Here is a 16,919-nt window from a genome sequence, read left to right as displayed (position 1 = left end):
CCGCCCACGGCCGCACCGACGGTGTCACTCCCGCCCGCACCGGCGGCACTCCCGGCCGCGTCGACAGCAGACGTACGCGAGGCGGCGGCCTCAATCCCGGCCGCACCGACGGCGTCACCCCCGGCCGCACCGACGGCCTCGCTCCCGCCCGCACCGGCGGCACTTCCGGCCGCGTCGACAGCGGACGTACGCGGCGCGGCGGACCCGCTCCCGGCCCCCGCCGTCGCGTCTCCCTGCTCTCTCGCCACGCGGCTGCTCCCCTGCTCGACAGTCGGCCGGTCAGGAGTCGGCCGCGCGGCCCCGCCAGTTCCCGGCCCTTCCAGTGACCCGCGCCACACCGCGGCCCCGTGCGGAACATTCCGGACCCGCCCGCTGGCCGCGCCGGGCGGATGCAAAGATGAGGCCGCCATGTCTGGGGGCCGAAGCTGTCGCGCGATACGGGCCGCGGTGTTCGCGGCCGCCTGTGTGCTGCTCGCGGCCACCGGCCACGCCCTCATGTCGGCGTCCCCGCTGCCGTGGTGGGCGCTGCCGGGCGCGGGCGCCGCCACGTTCGCGGGGGCCTGGCTCCTGGCCGGGCGTGAGCGCGGCGTCCTCATGGTGACCACCGCGTCCGTCGTGGCACAGGCCGCGCTGCACACGTGGTTCTCGCTCGCGCAGGCCGCGGCCCAGTCCTCGGCGTCCGGCGGGGCGTCCCTCGCCCAGCAGTGGGCCCGCCATCTGCTCTGCGGGGCGGACGGCATGGGGACCATGTCGGAGGCGGACGCGCTCCGCGCCGTGACCGACGCGGGACTCGCGGACCGGATGCACGAGGCCGCCGGGCACACCCGGCACTCGATGGGCATGCAGGAGACGGCCGTCCCCACGCCCGGCGCGCACGACATGACCCACATGACCTCCGCGGGAGGCCACGGCGGCGGCGCCCTGCCCGACGGGACGTCCGACGCGCTGCCGGGCGGCATGTCCGACGCGATGTCCGGCATGCACGCCGGGCACGACATGGGCGGCATGTCGCCGCTGGGCATGCTCGCCGCGCACCTGGTCGCCGCCCTGCTGTGCGGCCTGTGGCTCGCGTACGGCGAACGCGCCGCGTTCCGCATCGGCCGGGCCGTCGCGGGCTGGCTGGTCGCGCCGCTGCGGCTCGCCTTCCGGCTGCCGCCGCCCGCGCACCGGCCGCGCCTGCGCCCGCGCCGCGACCACCGCGCGCGGCGGCTGCGGCGGCTGCTCCTCGTCCACGCCATCACCTCACGGGGCCCACCCCTCGGGATCGCTGTCAGCTGACAGCCGGTACCCCGGCCCGCCACGACGGCGGACCCGGCCCGGCGCCGCCCGGCGCCGCGCCGCCCCTCGTCGTGCGCGCACCGGGCATCGGCCCGCACCGCCCCACCCGGCGGCACCGGGCCGTACGACCCCTCACCGGCCGCGCGCCGTCGCGGCCGGATCCCGAAACTCCGCACTCCGGATGCTGCACCTCCGGTTTCCGGACACCCGTAAGGACCTCAGGCGATGACTGCTGCCCTGGCGACCCCACCTGCCCGAAAGATCCCGAAAGGCCAGCCCTGTCGACCGACGGGCCGCCGCACCGACGCCGCCGACGAACCCGTCACGCGGCTCGCGCTCGCCGCGCGCGACGGCGACCCGGAGGCCGTCGACCGTTTCGTACGCGCCCTGCACCGCGACGTACTGCGCTACGTGGCCCACCTGAGCGCCGACCCGCAGGCCGCCGACGACCTCGCGCAGGACACGTTCCTGCGGGCGCTCGGCAGCCTGCACCGGTTCGAGGGCCGTTCGTCGGCGCGGACCTGGCTGCTCTCCATCGCGCGGCGCACCGTCGTGGACAGCCTGCGGCACGCGGCCGCCCGGCCCCGCCTCTCCGACCGCGACGACTGGCAGACCGCCGCCGAGCAGGCCCAGCCGCGCGGCCTGCCCGGCTTCGACGACGGCATCGCGCTCGCCGAACTCCTCGCGGGCATACCGGCCGAGCGACGCGAGGCGTTCGTCCTCACCCAGCTCCTCCAGCAGCCGTACGCGGAGGCCGCCGCGGCCATCGGCTGCCCCGTCGGCACGGTCCGCTCCCGGGTGGCGCGGGCCCGCGCCAATCTGATCGAGGCCCTGGACGCGGCCTGATCCGGCACGGCTGAAGGGGGGTGGCGCCGCGGGGCGTCACCCCCCTCCGCACGTCCTCGGTCGGGCGTGGCCGGACCTGGCCGGACGTGGTCGGACCTGGCCGGACGTGGTCGGACCTGGCCGGACGTGGTCGGGAAAACCCGACCACAAAGACTCGATCTGCCTGTCATGACCGCACCCGTACCGCGCGGCTGCAATGGACGGGTGCTGATCGACAAGCCGACGACCCCGACTCCCCCGCCACGCGCCGAGAGGCCACGTACGCGTACGTGGCCGGGCGCCCTGCCCCGCCGAGCCGTCTGGGTCGCGGGCTGGCTGGCCGCCGCCGCGTGGGCCCTGGCGTTCCCCCTCCTCTCCACGCTGGCGACGCACCGCGCCTGGGGGTTCTCCGCGGCGGCCGGGTACGCCGGAGCCGCGCTCGCCGCGTGGTGGCTGCCCCGGCCCCGGGCCCGCGCCCTGTCGCTGGGGTCCGCGGTCGCGGGCGCCGTCGTCGTACCGCTGACGTCGTTCCTGCTCACCGGGCGCGGACAGAGCGAGGTCGGGGTGATCGAGCGCTCGGGCGTCCTCCTCGTCCAGCAGGCGAGCCCGTATCTGACGGACCCCCAGAACGTCGGCGAGTACACCCCCTACCTGCCCGGGATGGCGCTGTTCGGGCTGCCCCGGGCCCTGTGCGGCGACGCCACGCTGCCGCTGCGGGTCCTCGGGGACGCGCGGCTGTGGTGCGCGGGGGTGTTCCTGGTGTGCCTGAGGGCAGGGGTGACGTGCCTGCGGACGGGCCCGCGCCGCCCGGCCTCGCAGGGCACGTACCGCACCGGCCTGGCGGCTCTCCTCGCTTCGCCCGTCGTCGCCCTGCCGCTGAGCGTGAGCGGCGTGGACCTCCCGCTCGCGGGCCTGTGCTGCCTCGGGCTCGCGCTCGCCGCGCGCGACAGGCCGGTGGCGGCGGGCCTCGCCCTCGCCGCCGCGTGCGCGCTCAAGTGGACGGCGTGGCCCGCGGTGGCGGTCGCCGCGGCGCTGCTCGGCAACGTGACGGGAGCCCGGGCGGCGCTGCGCTGCGCGGGCACGGCGGTCGCCGGGGCGGTGGCCGTCGCCCTGCCGAGCGCGCTGCTCGCGCCCGGCCCCCTGGTCCGCCAGGTCCTCGCCTTCCCCGCCGGGCGCGGCGACGTCCCCACCCCCGCGGCGAGCCCCCTGCCCGGCCGGCTGCTCGCCGACCTCGGCCCGCTCGGCTGGTACGCGGCGGTGGCACTGCTCCTGTGCGGCGGAGCCGCGGTCGCGGCGACGCTCGTCCTGCGCCCGCCCGCCACCGTCGTGGCCGCGGCCGACCGCCTCGCGGCGGGCCTGTGCACGGCGTTCCTGCTGGCACCGGCGGGCCGGTTCGGCTACCTGGCGCTGCCGGTGCTCCTCGTGGTGTGGCCGCGGCTCGCGGTGGGCGGCAGGCGCGGGGACGTACGGATACGGGTACGGGGCGCGGGCACGCGCCGGGCGTGAGGGTGGTGGGGGTAGGGAAAACCCACCCCTGAGCACACCGGAAGGCCCACTCCCCGGGCCGCCCGACGCCCCACTAGGCTTTTCACGATCACGAGGCGTGATCGCGGAAGGCGACATTCGGCGGGAGGGCACCGATGCCGGGGCACCCGCAGGACGGCCGGGCGGCCGAGGAGTCCGCACCGGCACTGGCACCGACAGCGGCAGCGGCACCGGCACCGGCACCGGTACCGGTCACCGTATGGACGGTGATGCGCCACCGACCACCCCACCGCTTCCTCCTCTCCTCCTGGCCGCTGCGGTGCTGGGCGTACGTGTGCGGGGGCGTGCCGCTGGGGCTCGTGGTGCTGGCCGTCATGCTGGTGCTCGTGGCCGGAGGGCTGCTGACGTCCGCCGTGGGGATCGGCCTGGCCCTCCTGACGGCGGCCGCGCTGTCCGGCGTCCCCCTGGGACGCCTCGAACGCCGCCGTCTCGGGCTGGTCGAACCGACGCCGCTGCGCGACCCGCACCGCCCCCTCAAGGGCGCCGGGCTCCGCACACGGCTGCGGACGCGGTGCGGGGAGCGGGCGACGTGGCGCGAGCTCGGCTACGCATGGCTGCTGGCCCTGGTCTTCTCGGCCGCGGGCCTCGGCGTGTCCCTGCTGCTGCTCTTCGCGCTCGTCCTGGTCACGTGCCCGGTCATCGTCTGGGCGCTGGCGCCGGACACGGTGATGATCATCCCGGGGCAGGCGGTCCCGCACCCGCTGGCGGGCCTGCCGTTCACCGCCGCGGGACTGCTGTTCCTGGCCCTGACCGCGTACGCGGCGGGACTCCTCGCGGGCGTCCAGGTACGCACGGCGCACTTCCTCCTGGCCCCTCGCGAGGAACCACTCACCCGGCACGTCGTCGAACTCACCCGCTCCCGGGCCCGCCTGGTGGACGCCTTCGAAGCGGAGCGCCGCCGTATCGAACGGGACCTGCACGACGGCGCGCAACAGCAGCTCGTCGCCCTCACCATGACGCTCGGCCTCGCCGAGATGGAGCTGGGCGACGCAAGGCCGGGGGCGGCCGCCCTCCTCGCGCGCGGCAGGGGCGAGGCGCGCCGTGCCCTGGACCAGCTGCGTGACCTGGTGCGGGGCATCCACCCGCAGGTGCTCACGGACCACGGCCTGGCCGCGGCGGTCACGGAGGTCGCGCTGCGGCACCCGATACCCGTGAGGATCGACATCGACCTGCCGCACCGCCTGCCCGAGGCCGTGGAGACGACGGCGTACTTCACCATCACGGAAGCGCTCACGAACGCGGCGAAGCACAGCGGAGCCACGGAAGTGCAGGTGCGGGGCGGCCTGCGCAAGGAACGCCTCACGCTGACGATCACCGACGACGGCCGCGGCGGCGCGGACCCCGCCGGCGGCACGGGCCTGACGGGCCTGGCCGACCGCCTCGCGATCCTGCGCGGACGCCTCACGGTGTCCAGCCCCGCCGGCGGACCGACCCGACTGACAGTGGAGGTACCGTGCTCCGCGTAGTCCTCGCCGAGGACGCCGTACTGCTGCGCGCCGGACTCGTGGAACTGCTCACGCGCGGCGGCCACGAGGTGGTCGCGGCGGTGGGCGACGCCCCGTCCCTGACCCGCGCGGTCGAGACCGAGCGCCCGGACGTCGTCATCACCGACGTCCGCATGCCCCCCGACTTCCGCGACGAAGGCCTCAAGGCGGCCCTCGACCTCCGCGCCCGCCACGGCCGCCTCCCCGTCCTGGTCCTCTCCCAGTACGTCGCCACGGCGTACGCCACCCAGCTCCTGACCGGCGACGGCGCGGGCCTGACGGGCCTCGGCTACCTCCTCAAGGACCGGGTGGGCGAGGTCGCGGACTTCCTCACCACCCTGCGCCGGGTCGCCGCGGGCGAAACGGTCATCGACCCCGAGGTCGTCCGCGTCCTCCTCTCCCGCCGCACCGAACCCCTGACCCGCCTCACCCCCCGCGAACGAGAAGTGCTCTCCCTGATGGCCCAGGGCCTCAACAACCAGACCATCGCCCACCGCCTCACGGTCACCGAGGCCTCAGTCGTCAAACACGCCAGCAACATCTTCACGAAGCTCTCCCTGGACCCGACGGAGGGCAACCGCAGGGTGCTGGCGGTACTGGCGCATTTGCGGGGGGACGCGGGGGCGGGGGCCTGAGGATGCCCCGCGACCTTCTGCCAACTCGGGCGTGTACTACTGTTGTTGACGCTGCGCACCTTCCCGGAGGGTACGACGGCGGTGTTCAGGTGCCTCTACTCGGTCGGCTGTCGAGTGGTTTCCACCATGTGTCTCACGTGGTGTGAGTGCGGATGCCCGGTAGGGCGATCCCTGCCATTCCCAGCTCATACCGAGGAGTGGTTGCCGCATGAACCCCGTTGAGTACAAGCCTGCACGTCGTCACCGGCTTCGCGAGATCCTGGCCGACGTCGCCGTAGGTGTCGTCACCAATCTCATGGTGGCGTGCCTGATCGCGGCAGCGCGCCTGGTCTTCTGACCCAGGCAGGTGGCGGGCCCGGAGAGCCCGCCACTCCACGTCGCCGCGACCGGCACTGATCAGAACAGCCGCGTCTCAGTTCCTTGCGCCCCCGACGCATTGCGGTTCCTGCGGGGCCGCCTGCCTCTTCGCGGCCGGGGCTGATGCGGTATCCGTGCCTCCTGCGGCAGGTTCTCCCAGGTGGGGCGCAGCCCGTGGAACTCGACCCGGCCGACACGTTCCTTCAGGTAAGCACGTGTCTCCTCGTCCGTGGAATACAGCACCGTCGCACGGCTCGCCCGGGTCATCAGCACGTGATAGGCGTGGCGGACCAGCCGGGCGAACTCGTCGTCGTCGACGCTCGAGGCCCTTACCTTCGGGTCGAACGAACCGGGTGCGTCGACGCGTTTGACCTTCGGCTGCGGGCCCTCACACGCCTTGCCCCGACGGAACAGCCACCGGCCGTCCCGCCACACCATGTCGTCGCCCATGATCACGCCGCACCAGTCCCACTCCAGCCCCTGCGCCGTGTACACGCAGCCGATCTGGCCGATGCCGTTCTCGTGCACGGACCAGATCTTCGACGGCGGCGCGCCGTCCGCGCAGAAGCTGTCGCTGTCCGCGTTCCACGGCCGGTGCCAGTCGCCGATGCGCACGTCGGCCTCCAGCCGCTTCTCCTCGCCGAGCGGCTTCGTCCAGGGCCAGCAGTAGCCGGCGACCATACGGGCGGAAGCGCCCGCCCGCGCTTCGGCACGAATGACGTGCTCGAGTTCCTCGGGGGTCTCCGCCACCTCGACGTGCATGAGCCCGTCCGGTGTCCACTGCTCCGGCGGCTCGTCCGTGACCCCGAGCACGGCGCGCACCCAGCCGATGTAGGCGTCGCTGCCGCCGCACCGGAATTGCTCCCGAAGCCCGTACCGCACGAGCCGGGCGTCGTGCCGCCGTGCCGCCTCCTCGATCAGGTCGGCCGTGCCGACCTCGTTCGGCCGTACGGTCTGGTCCTCGTCCAGGAAGAAGACGGTCAGCCGGGACGCGTCGAGGAGTTCGTCCACCTGCGGCCGTGTGCCCTGCTGTTCGGGCCTCCAGAAGCGGCTGGTCGAGCGGTCGCGAAGACGGTGCGCCTCATCGCAGATCAGCACGTCCAGCGGCGGTTCCGGGGGCGTCACGAAGCTGTGGAAGTAGGTGAACGTCTCCCTGAACGCCCGGTCCCCGTAGCCCACGTGCTCCTGGATCGCCCCGTTGAACGCCCGGCTGCCGCTGGCGTACTTGACCGACCGGCCCTGAGCCTCCAGCTCCGCCTTGACCTGGAGTCCGATCGCGCTCTTGCCGGTTCCGGCCCCACCGGTCACCAGGAAGACCACGCGCCTCCCATCGGGTACGAGAGCGGGGCGCTCAGGGTCGGGAAGCACCTTGCACGCCGTGTCCAGGATCTGATCGGCGGCCTCCCGCTGCCGCCCCCTCAGCGTGAAGACGCTGTCGTCACCGCGTGACCGGATCATGGCATCGAGCAACGGCGTGTTGCGCAGCCCCATCCTCTGCAGGAGAAGCTCCGCGGCCGAGGCGCTGCCCTCTTCGGTGAAGCTCTCACGGAGCGAGGCCAGGAGCCGCTCGCGCCCGTCGTTCGTGTACACGCGAGCGTAGGGGCCGGTCGGCGCGTCGATGTCGATCAGTGGCCGTACGGAGTCGTCCGTGGCGTTGTGCAGATAGGCGAAGCCCCCGCATTCGAACGCGAGCCCGCTGAACGGGCCCCTTTCGCTGGTGAAAGCCTCGTAGTACTCACGCAGTTGCAGGGCGGGGTGCTTCTTCGTGCCCATCCCCGGAACGTGCACCACCTCCGCGGTGGCCCGCTCCACCCGGGTCACCAGGGACCACCGCTTCAACTCGACGAGCTGCACGGACAGTCGGTGTTCCCGCGGATGCTGCCCTACGAGAACGACGTCGATGAGCCGGGGAGCACCTGGTCGGTCGCCCTCGTCGACCGTGGCGGCGCACTCGACGATCATCTCTACGTTGCCGCGTCCGGCGGCCACGAGGTCGTTCGCGAGGCTGACCAGACTCTCCGCCCACGCGGAACTCTCCGTCAGTGAGGCGTCAGCCCCTCGGAAGTGCCGCCACCTGGCGGCGAGGTGCGACACCATGCGGCGCCTCACGTCCAGAGCGAGCAGATCCTGCGCCGCCAGTTTCAGCAGGAGCATGGACACGAGATGGTTCCCCCCAGGGCACGAGTGACTCGTGCGGGTGGGGGCGTGTCCTCATGGGGAAGCCCGTCGGGCCGCAACCGGTATCGGCGATCATAAGAACACCGCCGCTCTCCACAAAGCGACGTCTGTCACTCACGGACCGAAGGGCGGACGTCGTGGCCGGATCACGCTCTCAACGCCCCGAAGGGACAGAGGTTCACGACCGACTCGACGCGGTGCCGCGCGCCTCGGAGCGGCCGCCCGCGGCGGAGTCGTCCGCCAGCCCGGCGCACGCCAGCTCCCGCAGCTTCTCCTGCGTCTCCGCGTCGGTCGAGTACACGATCGTGCCGATCATTCCCCGGGTCAGCAGCACCTTGTACGTGTTACGGATGAGACGGTCCACATCGGCATCGGGGGTGGACCTCTTGAAGACCGGGTCCTTGGACGCCGCCCGGTCCGTCACCCATCGATCCCCCCGCCAAAGCAGGTCGGGGCCGATGATGACGCCGGACCAGTCGTACTCGAACCCCTGAGCCGTGTAGACGCAGCCGACCTGTCCGAAACCCGCGGGGTCGGTGGCCCAGAGCGCGGCCGGGGGCGCGCCGGCGACAGAGCGGTCACCTCGGAGGTTCCAGGGCCGGGCCCAGTCGCCGATGACGACGTCGGCGGGCAGCGGTTCACCGGGCTTGGGCTCCGGGGACCAGCGCCAGCAGTAACCGGCGGACACCCGCGCACTGTAGTTCCGGGCACGGCGGGCCTGGAGGAACGATTCCATCTCCCCGGGGCTCTCCGCGACCAGCAGGCTCATGCGGCCGTCGGGTTCCCACTCCACCGGGCCGCCGGGCTCCAGGCCCAGCAGTCGTACCACCCACCGCAGGTACGCGTCGCTGCCGCCGCAGCGGAACTGGCTCTCCAGCGGGACGACGTGGCAGTCCAGCCCCTTCGCCGCCGCGGCCGCCCTGATCTCGTCCACGGTGCCCATCTCACCGGGGCGCACCACCTGGTGCTCGTCCAGGAGGAAGACGGGGACCCGGGCGGCGTCGATGAGTTCGTCGATCTGCCGCCTGCCGGTGCGGTGGGCCGCGGGCGTGTAGCGGTTGGCCGAGGTCTCACGGATGCGGTGGGCCTCGTCGCACAGCAGGACGTCGAGGCTGTTCTTCTCCGTCGCCATGAAGCTGTTGAAGTACTTGAACAGCTCCTGCACCTGACGCTTGCGCGCCCCCGCGACCTTCCGCATCGTCTTGGTGAACGACTGTGAGCCGGTGGCGTGCAACGCGGAAACGCCCTGCCGGTACAGCTCACCGAGCAAGGAGAGCGCGATGACGCTCTTGCCGGTGCCGGGCCCACCGGTGACGATCACGACTTCCTTGTGGTCGGACCGTTTGGCCCTGCGCACGGCGTTGAGCACCAGTCGGTACGCGACTTGCTGCTCGTCCAGAAGGACGAACTCCGCTCGCTCCCGCACTTCTTGGGCCGCGACTGCCATCAACTGCTTCGACGGGGCGGTCTTGCCCGCCAGCAGTTCATCGGCCGCGTGAGCACCTGAGTGATCGGGGCTGAGCCTGGCACGCAGGTAGTCGATGAACTCCCCGCGCCGCTCGGCGGTGAACAGCTGGCCGTGGTCGTCCCGTTCCCTCGCACGCAGGGCGCCGACACCGAACTCGGTGGCGTTGTGGAGGAACGCCACGCCGCTGACACGGCCGGGGTGCTCGGCCAACGCGCCGTTGAAGTCGACGAGGTACTCGCGGTAGCGCCGCACCTGCTCGATGGGGTTGAGCACCGGATGCGCGTAGGCGTCGACGCGACACAGGGCGAGGTCGTCCTCATCGGGCTCGGCCTGGCTCCACTGCTTGAGCTCCACGACGACGTAGGACGGCTCGCCCGACACCGGATGGACTCCGGCGAGCACAACATCGGCACGCTTGCTGTTCAGAGGCAGCGTGTACTCGACCATGACCTCGACGTCGCCCAGCCCCGCGTCGTTGAGCGCGGCGGTCAACGCCGGAAGGCTCCGCTCCCAGGAACGCGCCTCCGAGGTGCCTGGCCGGTAGCCGTGCACATGAAAGAACTGCTCGGCGAGGTGGTGGTAGAGCGACGTGTCGAGCGCCATGACGGCGACCGTCTTCGCGGACGCGCGGAACAGCAAGGACTTCCCCTAGGCAGCACGAAGTGACTCGCGCGGGTAGGGGCGTGTCCTTCGAGGCTCCACCGAGGTGGAGCCGGAAGCCCGTCGGGCCGCGTTGACGATGCGTCCGAGCGTACCTCGCAGCTCCGACGGTTACGCCGGTGGCCACTGGGGGACGGACGACACGGAGCAACCCATCCGGCACCCGTTCGGAACGAGCACCGGACGAGGGTCACCAGCGCGTCAGCGGCGCTTCTCCGTGGGCTCCAAAATCGCCACGCACTCCACATGATGCGTCATAGGAAACAGATCGAACGCCCGAAGCATCCGCACCCGGTACCCCGCCTCGCGGAAGTACCCCAAGTCCCGGGCCAGCGCGGCCGGATCGCAGGCCACGTAGGCGATCCGGCGGGCGCCCAGGCCTGCCAGGTGGCGGACCGTGGCCTTGCCCGCGCCCGCTCGGGGCGGGTCCAGGACGATGACGTCGACCTCGGTGATGCCCGTGCGCGGGAGGACGGACTCGACCTTGCCCTGTTCGACGCGGACGCGGTCGAAGGCGGCGAGGTTGTGGCGGGCGTCCTCGACGGCGCGCTTGGAGGACTCGATGCCGAGGACGGCGCCCTCGTCGCCTACGCGGTCGGCGATGGCGCCCGCGAAGAGGCCCACGCCGCAGTACAGGTCGAGGGCCGTCTCGCCCTTGCGCGGCAGGAGGCCCTGCATGACCGCCGTCACCAGCGTGTCCGCCGCCTTCGGGTGGACCTGCCAGAAGCCGCCGCTGCCGACGCGGTACGTGCGGCCGTCCGCGCGCTCGCGGACGAAGGGGCGGCCGTGGACGCGGTGGACCCCGCCGTCCTTCTCGCCGACCCGCATGACCGAGACGGGCTGGTCGAGCTCGACGATGGGCAGGCGGGCCCCGGGCCGCGGGGTGAGGATGACCTGGCGGTCCTGCGAGCCCGTCGCCGCGATGGCCTCGACCGACTCCATGCCCGCCCAGCCGCGCTGCTCGATGCCGAGGTCGCTGATGCCCGCCGCCGCGATCATGCAGTGGTCGACCGGCTCGACCTCGTGCGAGCGGTGGCGGCGCAGGCCCGCCCGGCCGGACTCGGCGTCCACCGCGTACTGGACGCGGGTGCGCCACTGCGGGACCTCGCCCGCCGGGAGCTTGTCGCCCTCCGCGGGCATCACCGTGCCGTCCCAGCCCGCCTCCTCGGGCGTCAGGCCCGCGAGCCGCTTCAGCTGCTCGGCGATGACCTCGCCCTTGAGGCGGCGCTGCGCGCCCGGCTTGGCGTGCTGCCAGTCGCAGCCGCCGCAGCGGCCGGGGCCGGAGTAGGGGCAGGGGGCCGTCACGCGGTCCTTGGACGGTTCGAGGACCGTCACCGCGTCCGCGCGCAGGAAGCGGGAGGACTCGTCGCCTTCCGTGACGCGGGCGACGACCTTCTCGCCGGGCAGGGTGTGGCGCACGAAGAGGACGCGGCCCTCGGCCGTACGGGCGATGCAGTGGCCGCCGTGGGCGACGGGGCCGACCTCGACCTCGTACTCCTCCCCCACCAGTGAATTCTTCGGTTCTGCCTGCATGGCGGGGTGACTCCACAACGTCAAAGGATGAGCGGCCGGACAACAGCCCACCAGTCTACGTGGGGCGTCGTCCAGCCGCGCACGCCCCGCCCGGACCAAGCCAGGCCCGAGCCACGCACACCCCGCCCGGTCCAAGCCAGGCCCGAGCCACGCACACCCCGCCCGGTCGAAGCCAGCCCCGAGCCGCACACGCCCCGCCCGGACCAAGCCAGGCCGGTCCAAGCCAGGCCAGGCCCGAGCCGCGCGGCCCCGGCCGGGCGCCGCCCCGGCCGAGCGCCCCGCTCAGCCCTTCCCGCTCTTCTCCTTCGCCCGCTTCTCCACCGGCCCCCGCCGCACCGACCCCGGCGCGTTCCACTCCTGGCGCCTGCGGGCCCGCTTCTTCGCGGCCTCGGAGGACTCCAGCTGGTAGGGGACGGAGGTGACCATCACGCCGGGGGTGAAGAGCAGCCGGCCCTTGAGGCGCAGGGCGCTCTGGTTGTGGAGGAGGTGTTCGTACCAGTGGCCCACCACGTACTCGGGGATGATCACGCTCACCGCGTCGCGCGGGCTCTCGCGGCGCAGCGACTTCACGTACTCGATGACCGGGCGGGTGATCTCGCGGTACGGCGAGTCGAGGACCTTGAGGGGCACGGAGATGCCGCGCCGTTCCCACTCGGCGCGCAGGGCCTTGATCTCCGCCGGGTCGACGTTGACGCTCAGCGCCTCCAGGGTGTCCGTGCGCATCAGCTTGGCGTACGCGAGGGCGCGCAGCGTCGGCTTGTGGATCTTGGAGACGAGGACGATGGAGTGCACCCGGGAGGGGCGGACGCTGTCGTCGGTCGGGCCCTCGGGGGCCGCGATCTCCTCGGCGACGCGGTCGTAGTGGCGGCGGATCGCGGACATGGTCGCGTAGAAGATGACCATGCCGAGGAGTGCGACCCAGGCGCCGTGCGTGAACTTGGTGACGAGGACGACGATCAGGACCAGGCCGGTGAAGAAGGCGCCGAAGGTGTTGATCGCGCGGGAGCGGACCATGTGGCGGCGCTTGCCCGGGTCCTGCTCCGTGGACAGATGGCGGTTCCAGTGCCGGACCATGCCGATCTGGCTGAGCGTGAAGGAGACGAAGACGCCGACGATGTAGAGCTGGATCAGGCGGGTGGAGTCCGCGCCGTAGACCCAGACGAGGAGGGCCGCGGCGCCCGCGAGGAGCACGATGCCGTTGGAGAACGCGAGGCGGTCGCCGCGGGTGTGCAGCTGGCGCGGCAGATAGCGGTCCTGCGCGAGGATCGAGCCGAGCAGCGGGAAGCCGTTGTACGCGGTGTTCGCGGCGAGGAAGAGCACGAGGGCGGTGGCCGCGGCGAGGACGACGAACAGGAAGCTGCCGTTGCCGAAGACCGCCTCGGCGACCTGCGAGATCACCGGGTTCTGGACGTAGTCGCCGCCGACGGGGACGCCGTTCTCCAGGAGGTCCTTGGCGGGCTTCTCGGCCATGTGGACGTTGGTCGCCATGGCCAGGCCGATGATGCCGCAGAACATGGTGACGGCGAGGGCGCCCATGAGCGCGAGCGTGGTCGCGGCGTTCTTCGACTTGGGCTTGCGGAAGGCGGGCACGCCGTTGCTGATCGCCTCGACGCCGGTGAGCGCGGCACAGCCGGAGGAGAAGGCGCGCAGGAGCAGGAAGACGAGGGCGAAGCCCGCGATGCCCTGGTGCTCGGCCTTGATCTCGAAGTCGGCGGTCGGGGCCTTCATGGTGTCGTCGAGGACGAAGCCGCGGAAGGCGCCCCAGGCGATCATGAGGAAGACGCCGACGACGAAGACGTACGTCGGGATCGCGAAGAGCTTGCCGGACTCCTTCACGCCGCGCAGGTTCATCAGCGTGAGCAGCACGATGACGGCGACCGCGCAGAGCACCTTGTGCTCGACCACGAAGGGGACCGCGGAGCCCAGGTTCTCGATGCCGGAGGAGATGGACACGGCGACGGTCAGGACGTAGTCGACGAGCAGGGCGCTCGCGACGGTCAGACCGGCCTTGGGGCCGAGGTTGGTGTTGGCGACCTCGTAGTCGCCGCCGCCGCTCGGGTACGCGTGCACGTTCTGCCGGTACGACGCCACGACGGTGAACATCAGCACGACGACCGCGACGGCGATCCAGGGGCTGTAGTGGTACGCCGACGCGCCCGCGATCGACAGGACGAGCAGCACCTCGCCGGGCGCGTACGCGACGGAGGAGAGCGGGTCGGAGGCGAACACGGGGAGGGCGATGCGCTTCGGCAGGAGCGTTTCTCCCAGCCGGTCGCTGCGCAGTGCGCGCCCGATGAGGATCCGTTTGGGCACGTCGGTCAGTTTGGACACGCAGAGGATCGTAAGCGCTCCGTCAGCGTGTCGCCCACCCAGTACCCCCGACTTGTCAAGACCTCCTGGGGAAAAGGTTAAAGAGATGTTCAAGCGACGGGTGGGTGGCCCGTCCGGTCCCTCGGGACCGGACGGGCCACCCACCGCTGGCCGGGGCGCGCCCGCTCACCGTCCGGGCGTCGTCCCGACCCCGGTGACCAGCGGCTCCGCACCCGGGCCAGGCTGCGGAACGTATCCACGGGTCAGTCGCTCCTCGGCGCGCCGCACCGCCTTCGAGGGCCACCACGTGGCGCGGCCGAGCAGGAGGAGCGCCGCGGGCAGGATCATGACGCGGATCACGAAGGCGTCGACCAGGACCGCCACCGCGAGCACGAAGCCCATCTGCTTCATCTCCAGGATGTGCAGCATCACGAAGCTGGCGAAGACGGTGACCATGACGATCGCCGCGCTGGTGACGACCTTCGCCGAGGACGCGATGCCGTCGATGACGGCCTTGCGGGTGGGCACGCCGTTCAGCGCCGCCTCGCGGATCCGGCTGACCACGAACACCTGGTAGTCCATCGAGAGCCCGAAGAGGATCACCAGGAGGAACAGCGGCACGCGCGCGGAGATGCCGTGCAGCGACTCGAACGACAGCAGGCCCTCCGCCCACTCGCCCTGGAAGACGAGGACCAGCAGCCCGAGTGCGGACGCGGCCGACAGCAGGTTGAGCACGATGCCGAGCAGGCCGAGCACGACGGACCGGAAGGCGTACACGGTCATGGCGAACGTCAGCAGGAGCAGCGCGCCGAGGACCAGCGGCAGCTTCTCGTTCTGGTGGGCCACGTAGTCGACGCCGCGGGGCACGTCGCCGCTGACGGCCGTCTCGACGCCGCTGAGCCTGCCGACGGTGGCGGGCAGGTAGTCGTCGCGGAGGTGGTCCAGGGTCCGTGCGGCCTCGTCCGAGTACGTGGCGTGCCGGGCGCCGAGGTCCAGGGTGCTGACGCGGCCGTCCTCGGACGTCCTGATCCGCGGCGTGTCGTGGCGGGCGAAGAGCGGGTCGGCGGCGGCCTCGCGGTCCAGGGCGCGCAGGGCGCGCACGATGTCGTCCGACCGCTCGGGCGCGGAGCGGGCCACGACCTGGAAGCGCAGGCGCTCGTCGGGGAAGGAGGCGAGCAGCCGGTCGTACCCCCGCATCGCCGGGATCTCGCGCGAGAAGCTGTCCCGGGCCGGGTCCTTCAGCTTCAGGTCGAGGGCGGGCAGCGCGAGGCCGACCAGGGCCAGGACCGCGAGCCCCAGGGTGAGCGCGGGGCGCCTGCGGGCGGGCGCGAGCAGGGCGTTCCAGAAGCGGCCCGGCGTCCGCTCCTCGTGGAGCCTGACCCGCTTGCCCCGGGCCCGGCGCCGGGCCGCCCGGCGCTCGGCCCGCTGCCCCAGCTTGACCAGCATCGCGGGCAGCACGGAGACCGAGCTGGCCACGGCGACCGCCACGACCAGGATGGTGCCGGTGGCGAGCGAGTCGAAGATGACGTCGTCGGCCAGGAACAGGGCGGCCGTGGAGACGATGACGGCGAGCCCCGAGACGACGATCGCGCGTCCCGCCGTCGCGGCGGCGGCCTCGACGAGCGCCTCCGAGGAGAGCCGGCCGCCCGCGCGGGCCCGCTCCTCGCGCTCGCGCTTGAGGTAGAAGAGCGTGTAGTCGACGCCGACGGCCATGCCGATGAGCAGGATCATGCTCAGCCCGACGCCGGTGTCGGGCAGCAGGTGCGAGGCCAGCATCGCCAGGCCCATGGTCGCCGCGATCGAGGTGACGGCGAGCAGCAGCGGTACGCCGACCATCAGCAGCGAGCCGAACACCAGGGCCAGCGTGATCAGCGTGATGGGCAGCGTGATCGCCTCGGAGAAGGCGAGGTCCTCGTCCCGCTGGTCGTCGACGCCCTTGCTCACGGAGGCGGCGCCGGTCTCCTCGACCACCACGCCCGGATGGGCCTTCTTGATCTTCTCGGTCAGCTCCTGGAGCGGGACGACGATCTCCCGCGCCTCCTGCTCCGGGCCGTTGAGCGTCACGGGTACGCGGATGACCTCGCCGTTCGCGGAGCGGACGGGGGCGCCCACCTCGTCGACCTCGGGCAGCCGCTTCATCCGCCGGGTGACGTCCCGCACGGCGGCGTCGGCCTCGGCCTCGTCGAGCTTGCCGGCCCGGCCGCTGATCAGGATCTGTTCCAGCGACTTGATCTGCAGGTCGCCCTCGGAGGCCATGGCCTCGGCGCGCCCGGCCTCGCCGACCCGGTAGTCCTCCGATGCCGCGCTGTTCATCCCGGCCGCGCTGCCCGCGACGAGGCACAGCGCCACGAAGACGAACCAGCCGACGATCGCCCGCCACGGGTGCAGCGCGCTCCACCGCGCCACCCGCACGGTCACCGACCGCCCCTCCCCGCCCGACCCTCGTATCCCCATGTCTCCGACCCCCATGAATAGCCGTGCTTCATGTGTAAGAACAGACTTACACATGACGTGTAAGCGCAGACTGACAGGTGAAGGATGAGTGCGTCAACTGTCAGATCCGGCGGGAAACTCCGGGTCGGCGGAGGGTTTGACAGTGCTTCACGGCGTGCGTAAGCCTTGGCTGACAGGTATCGGAACGGCACA

Annotated in this window: 11 protein-coding genes; 6 read left to right on the top strand and 5 right to left on the bottom strand. The window is 72.4% G+C overall.

The annotated features are described in order from the left end of the window. Positions 1–408 precede the first annotated feature (408 nt). The 6 genes from C9F11_RS30470 (at position 409) to C9F11_RS48845 (ending at position 6,104) form a co-directional block, all read left to right on the top strand. Complete coding sequence (locus C9F11_RS30470; protein ID WP_138962264.1) at positions 409–1,278, top strand: hypothetical protein; 870 nt, start codon at positions 409–411, stop codon at positions 1,276–1,278. A 225-nt stretch (positions 1,279–1,503) separates the two neighbouring features. Then, on the top strand, positions 1,504–2,124 hold the full coding sequence (locus C9F11_RS30465) for a sigma-70 family RNA polymerase sigma factor (RefSeq protein WP_171075876.1): 621 nt from the start codon (positions 1,504–1,506) through the stop codon (positions 2,122–2,124). Between the two features lie 168 nt (positions 2,125–2,292). Then, positions 2,293–3,609, top strand: a complete 1,317-nt coding sequence (locus C9F11_RS30460) for a glycosyltransferase 87 family protein (protein ID WP_138962263.1) — start codon at positions 2,293–2,295, stop codon at positions 3,607–3,609. A gap of 248 nt (positions 3,610–3,857) precedes the next feature. Next, positions 3,858–5,114 carry a sensor histidine kinase gene (locus C9F11_RS30455; protein WP_138962262.1) on the top strand — a complete coding sequence of 419 codons (1,257 nt, stop codon included), beginning with the start codon at positions 3,858–3,860 and terminating at the stop codon, positions 5,112–5,114. Then, the gene (locus C9F11_RS30450; RefSeq protein WP_138962261.1) at positions 5,102–5,767 is read left to right on the top strand and encodes a response regulator transcription factor; all 666 of its coding nucleotides are present in this window, start codon (positions 5,102–5,104) and stop codon (positions 5,765–5,767) included. The genes C9F11_RS30455 and C9F11_RS30450 overlap by 13 nt, the downstream gene beginning before the upstream one ends. Positions 5,768–5,975: 208 nt before the next feature. Continuing rightward, entirely contained in the window at positions 5,976–6,104 is a 129-nt protein-coding gene (locus C9F11_RS48845) for a DUF6408 family protein (protein ID WP_234334465.1), read from the top strand. Positions 6,105–6,163: 59 nt separating this feature from the next. Here the strand turns inward: C9F11_RS48845 and C9F11_RS30445 are convergent, their stop codons facing one another. From C9F11_RS30445 to C9F11_RS30425, 5 genes are all read right to left on the bottom strand, one after another. Further along, on the bottom strand, positions 6,164–8,278 hold the full coding sequence (locus C9F11_RS30445; RefSeq protein ID WP_138967165.1) for a DUF2075 domain-containing protein: 2,115 nt from the start codon (positions 8,276–8,278) through the stop codon (positions 6,164–6,166). A gap of 202 nt (positions 8,279–8,480) precedes the next feature. Then, complete coding sequence (locus tag C9F11_RS30440; protein ID WP_138962260.1) at positions 8,481–10,409, bottom strand: DNA/RNA helicase domain-containing protein; 1,929 nt, start codon at positions 10,407–10,409, stop codon at positions 8,481–8,483. Between the two features lie 222 nt (positions 10,410–10,631). Further along, complete coding sequence (locus C9F11_RS30435) at positions 10,632–11,963, bottom strand: class I SAM-dependent RNA methyltransferase (RefSeq protein WP_138962259.1); 1,332 nt, start codon at positions 11,961–11,963, stop codon at positions 10,632–10,634. A 282-nt stretch (positions 11,964–12,245) separates the two neighbouring features. Continuing rightward, positions 12,246–14,294 (bottom strand): APC family permease, encoded by a 2,049-nt coding sequence (locus C9F11_RS30430; RefSeq protein WP_138962258.1) that lies wholly within the window; start codon positions 14,292–14,294, stop codon positions 12,246–12,248. Positions 14,295–14,459: 165 nt separating this feature from the next. Further along, positions 14,460–16,727, bottom strand: coding sequence for an MMPL family transporter (locus C9F11_RS30425; protein WP_138962257.1), 2,268 nt, complete (start codon positions 16,725–16,727; stop codon positions 14,460–14,462). Positions 16,728–16,919 lie beyond the last annotated feature (192 nt).

This window comes from Streptomyces sp. YIM 121038, from assembly GCF_006088715.1.
Lineage (GTDB): Bacteria > Actinomycetota > Actinomycetes > Streptomycetales > Streptomycetaceae > Streptomyces.
The sequence above is the reverse complement of the archived record's forward strand: the minus strand, read 5'-3'. Positions and strand labels throughout refer to the sequence as shown.

Bases quoted from the DNA above. Each gene is read 5' to 3' on its own strand.
- C9F11_RS30455 (WP_138962262.1), top strand. From the start codon at position 3,858: ATGCGCCACCGACCACCCCACCGCTTCCTCCTCTCCTCCTGGCCGCTG.
- C9F11_RS30445 (WP_138967165.1), bottom strand. From the start codon at position 8,278: ATGCTCCTGCTGAAACTGGCGGCGCAGGATCTGCTCGCTCTGGACGTG.
- C9F11_RS30425 (WP_138962257.1), bottom strand. From the start codon at position 16,727: ATGGGGATACGAGGGTCGGGCGGGGAGGGGCGGTCGGTGACCGTGCGG.
- C9F11_RS30460 (WP_138962263.1), top strand. From the start codon at position 2,293: ATGACCGCACCCGTACCGCGCGGCTGCAATGGACGGGTGCTGATCGAC.
- C9F11_RS30435 (WP_138962259.1), bottom strand. From the start codon at position 11,963: ATGCAGGCAGAACCGAAGAATTCACTGGTGGGGGAGGAGTACGAGGTC.
- C9F11_RS30470 (WP_138962264.1), top strand. From the start codon at position 409: ATGTCTGGGGGCCGAAGCTGTCGCGCGATACGGGCCGCGGTGTTCGCG.
- C9F11_RS30465 (WP_171075876.1), top strand. From the start codon at position 1,504: ATGACTGCTGCCCTGGCGACCCCACCTGCCCGAAAGATCCCGAAAGGC.
- C9F11_RS48845 (WP_234334465.1), top strand. From the start codon at position 5,976: ATGAACCCCGTTGAGTACAAGCCTGCACGTCGTCACCGGCTTCGCGAG.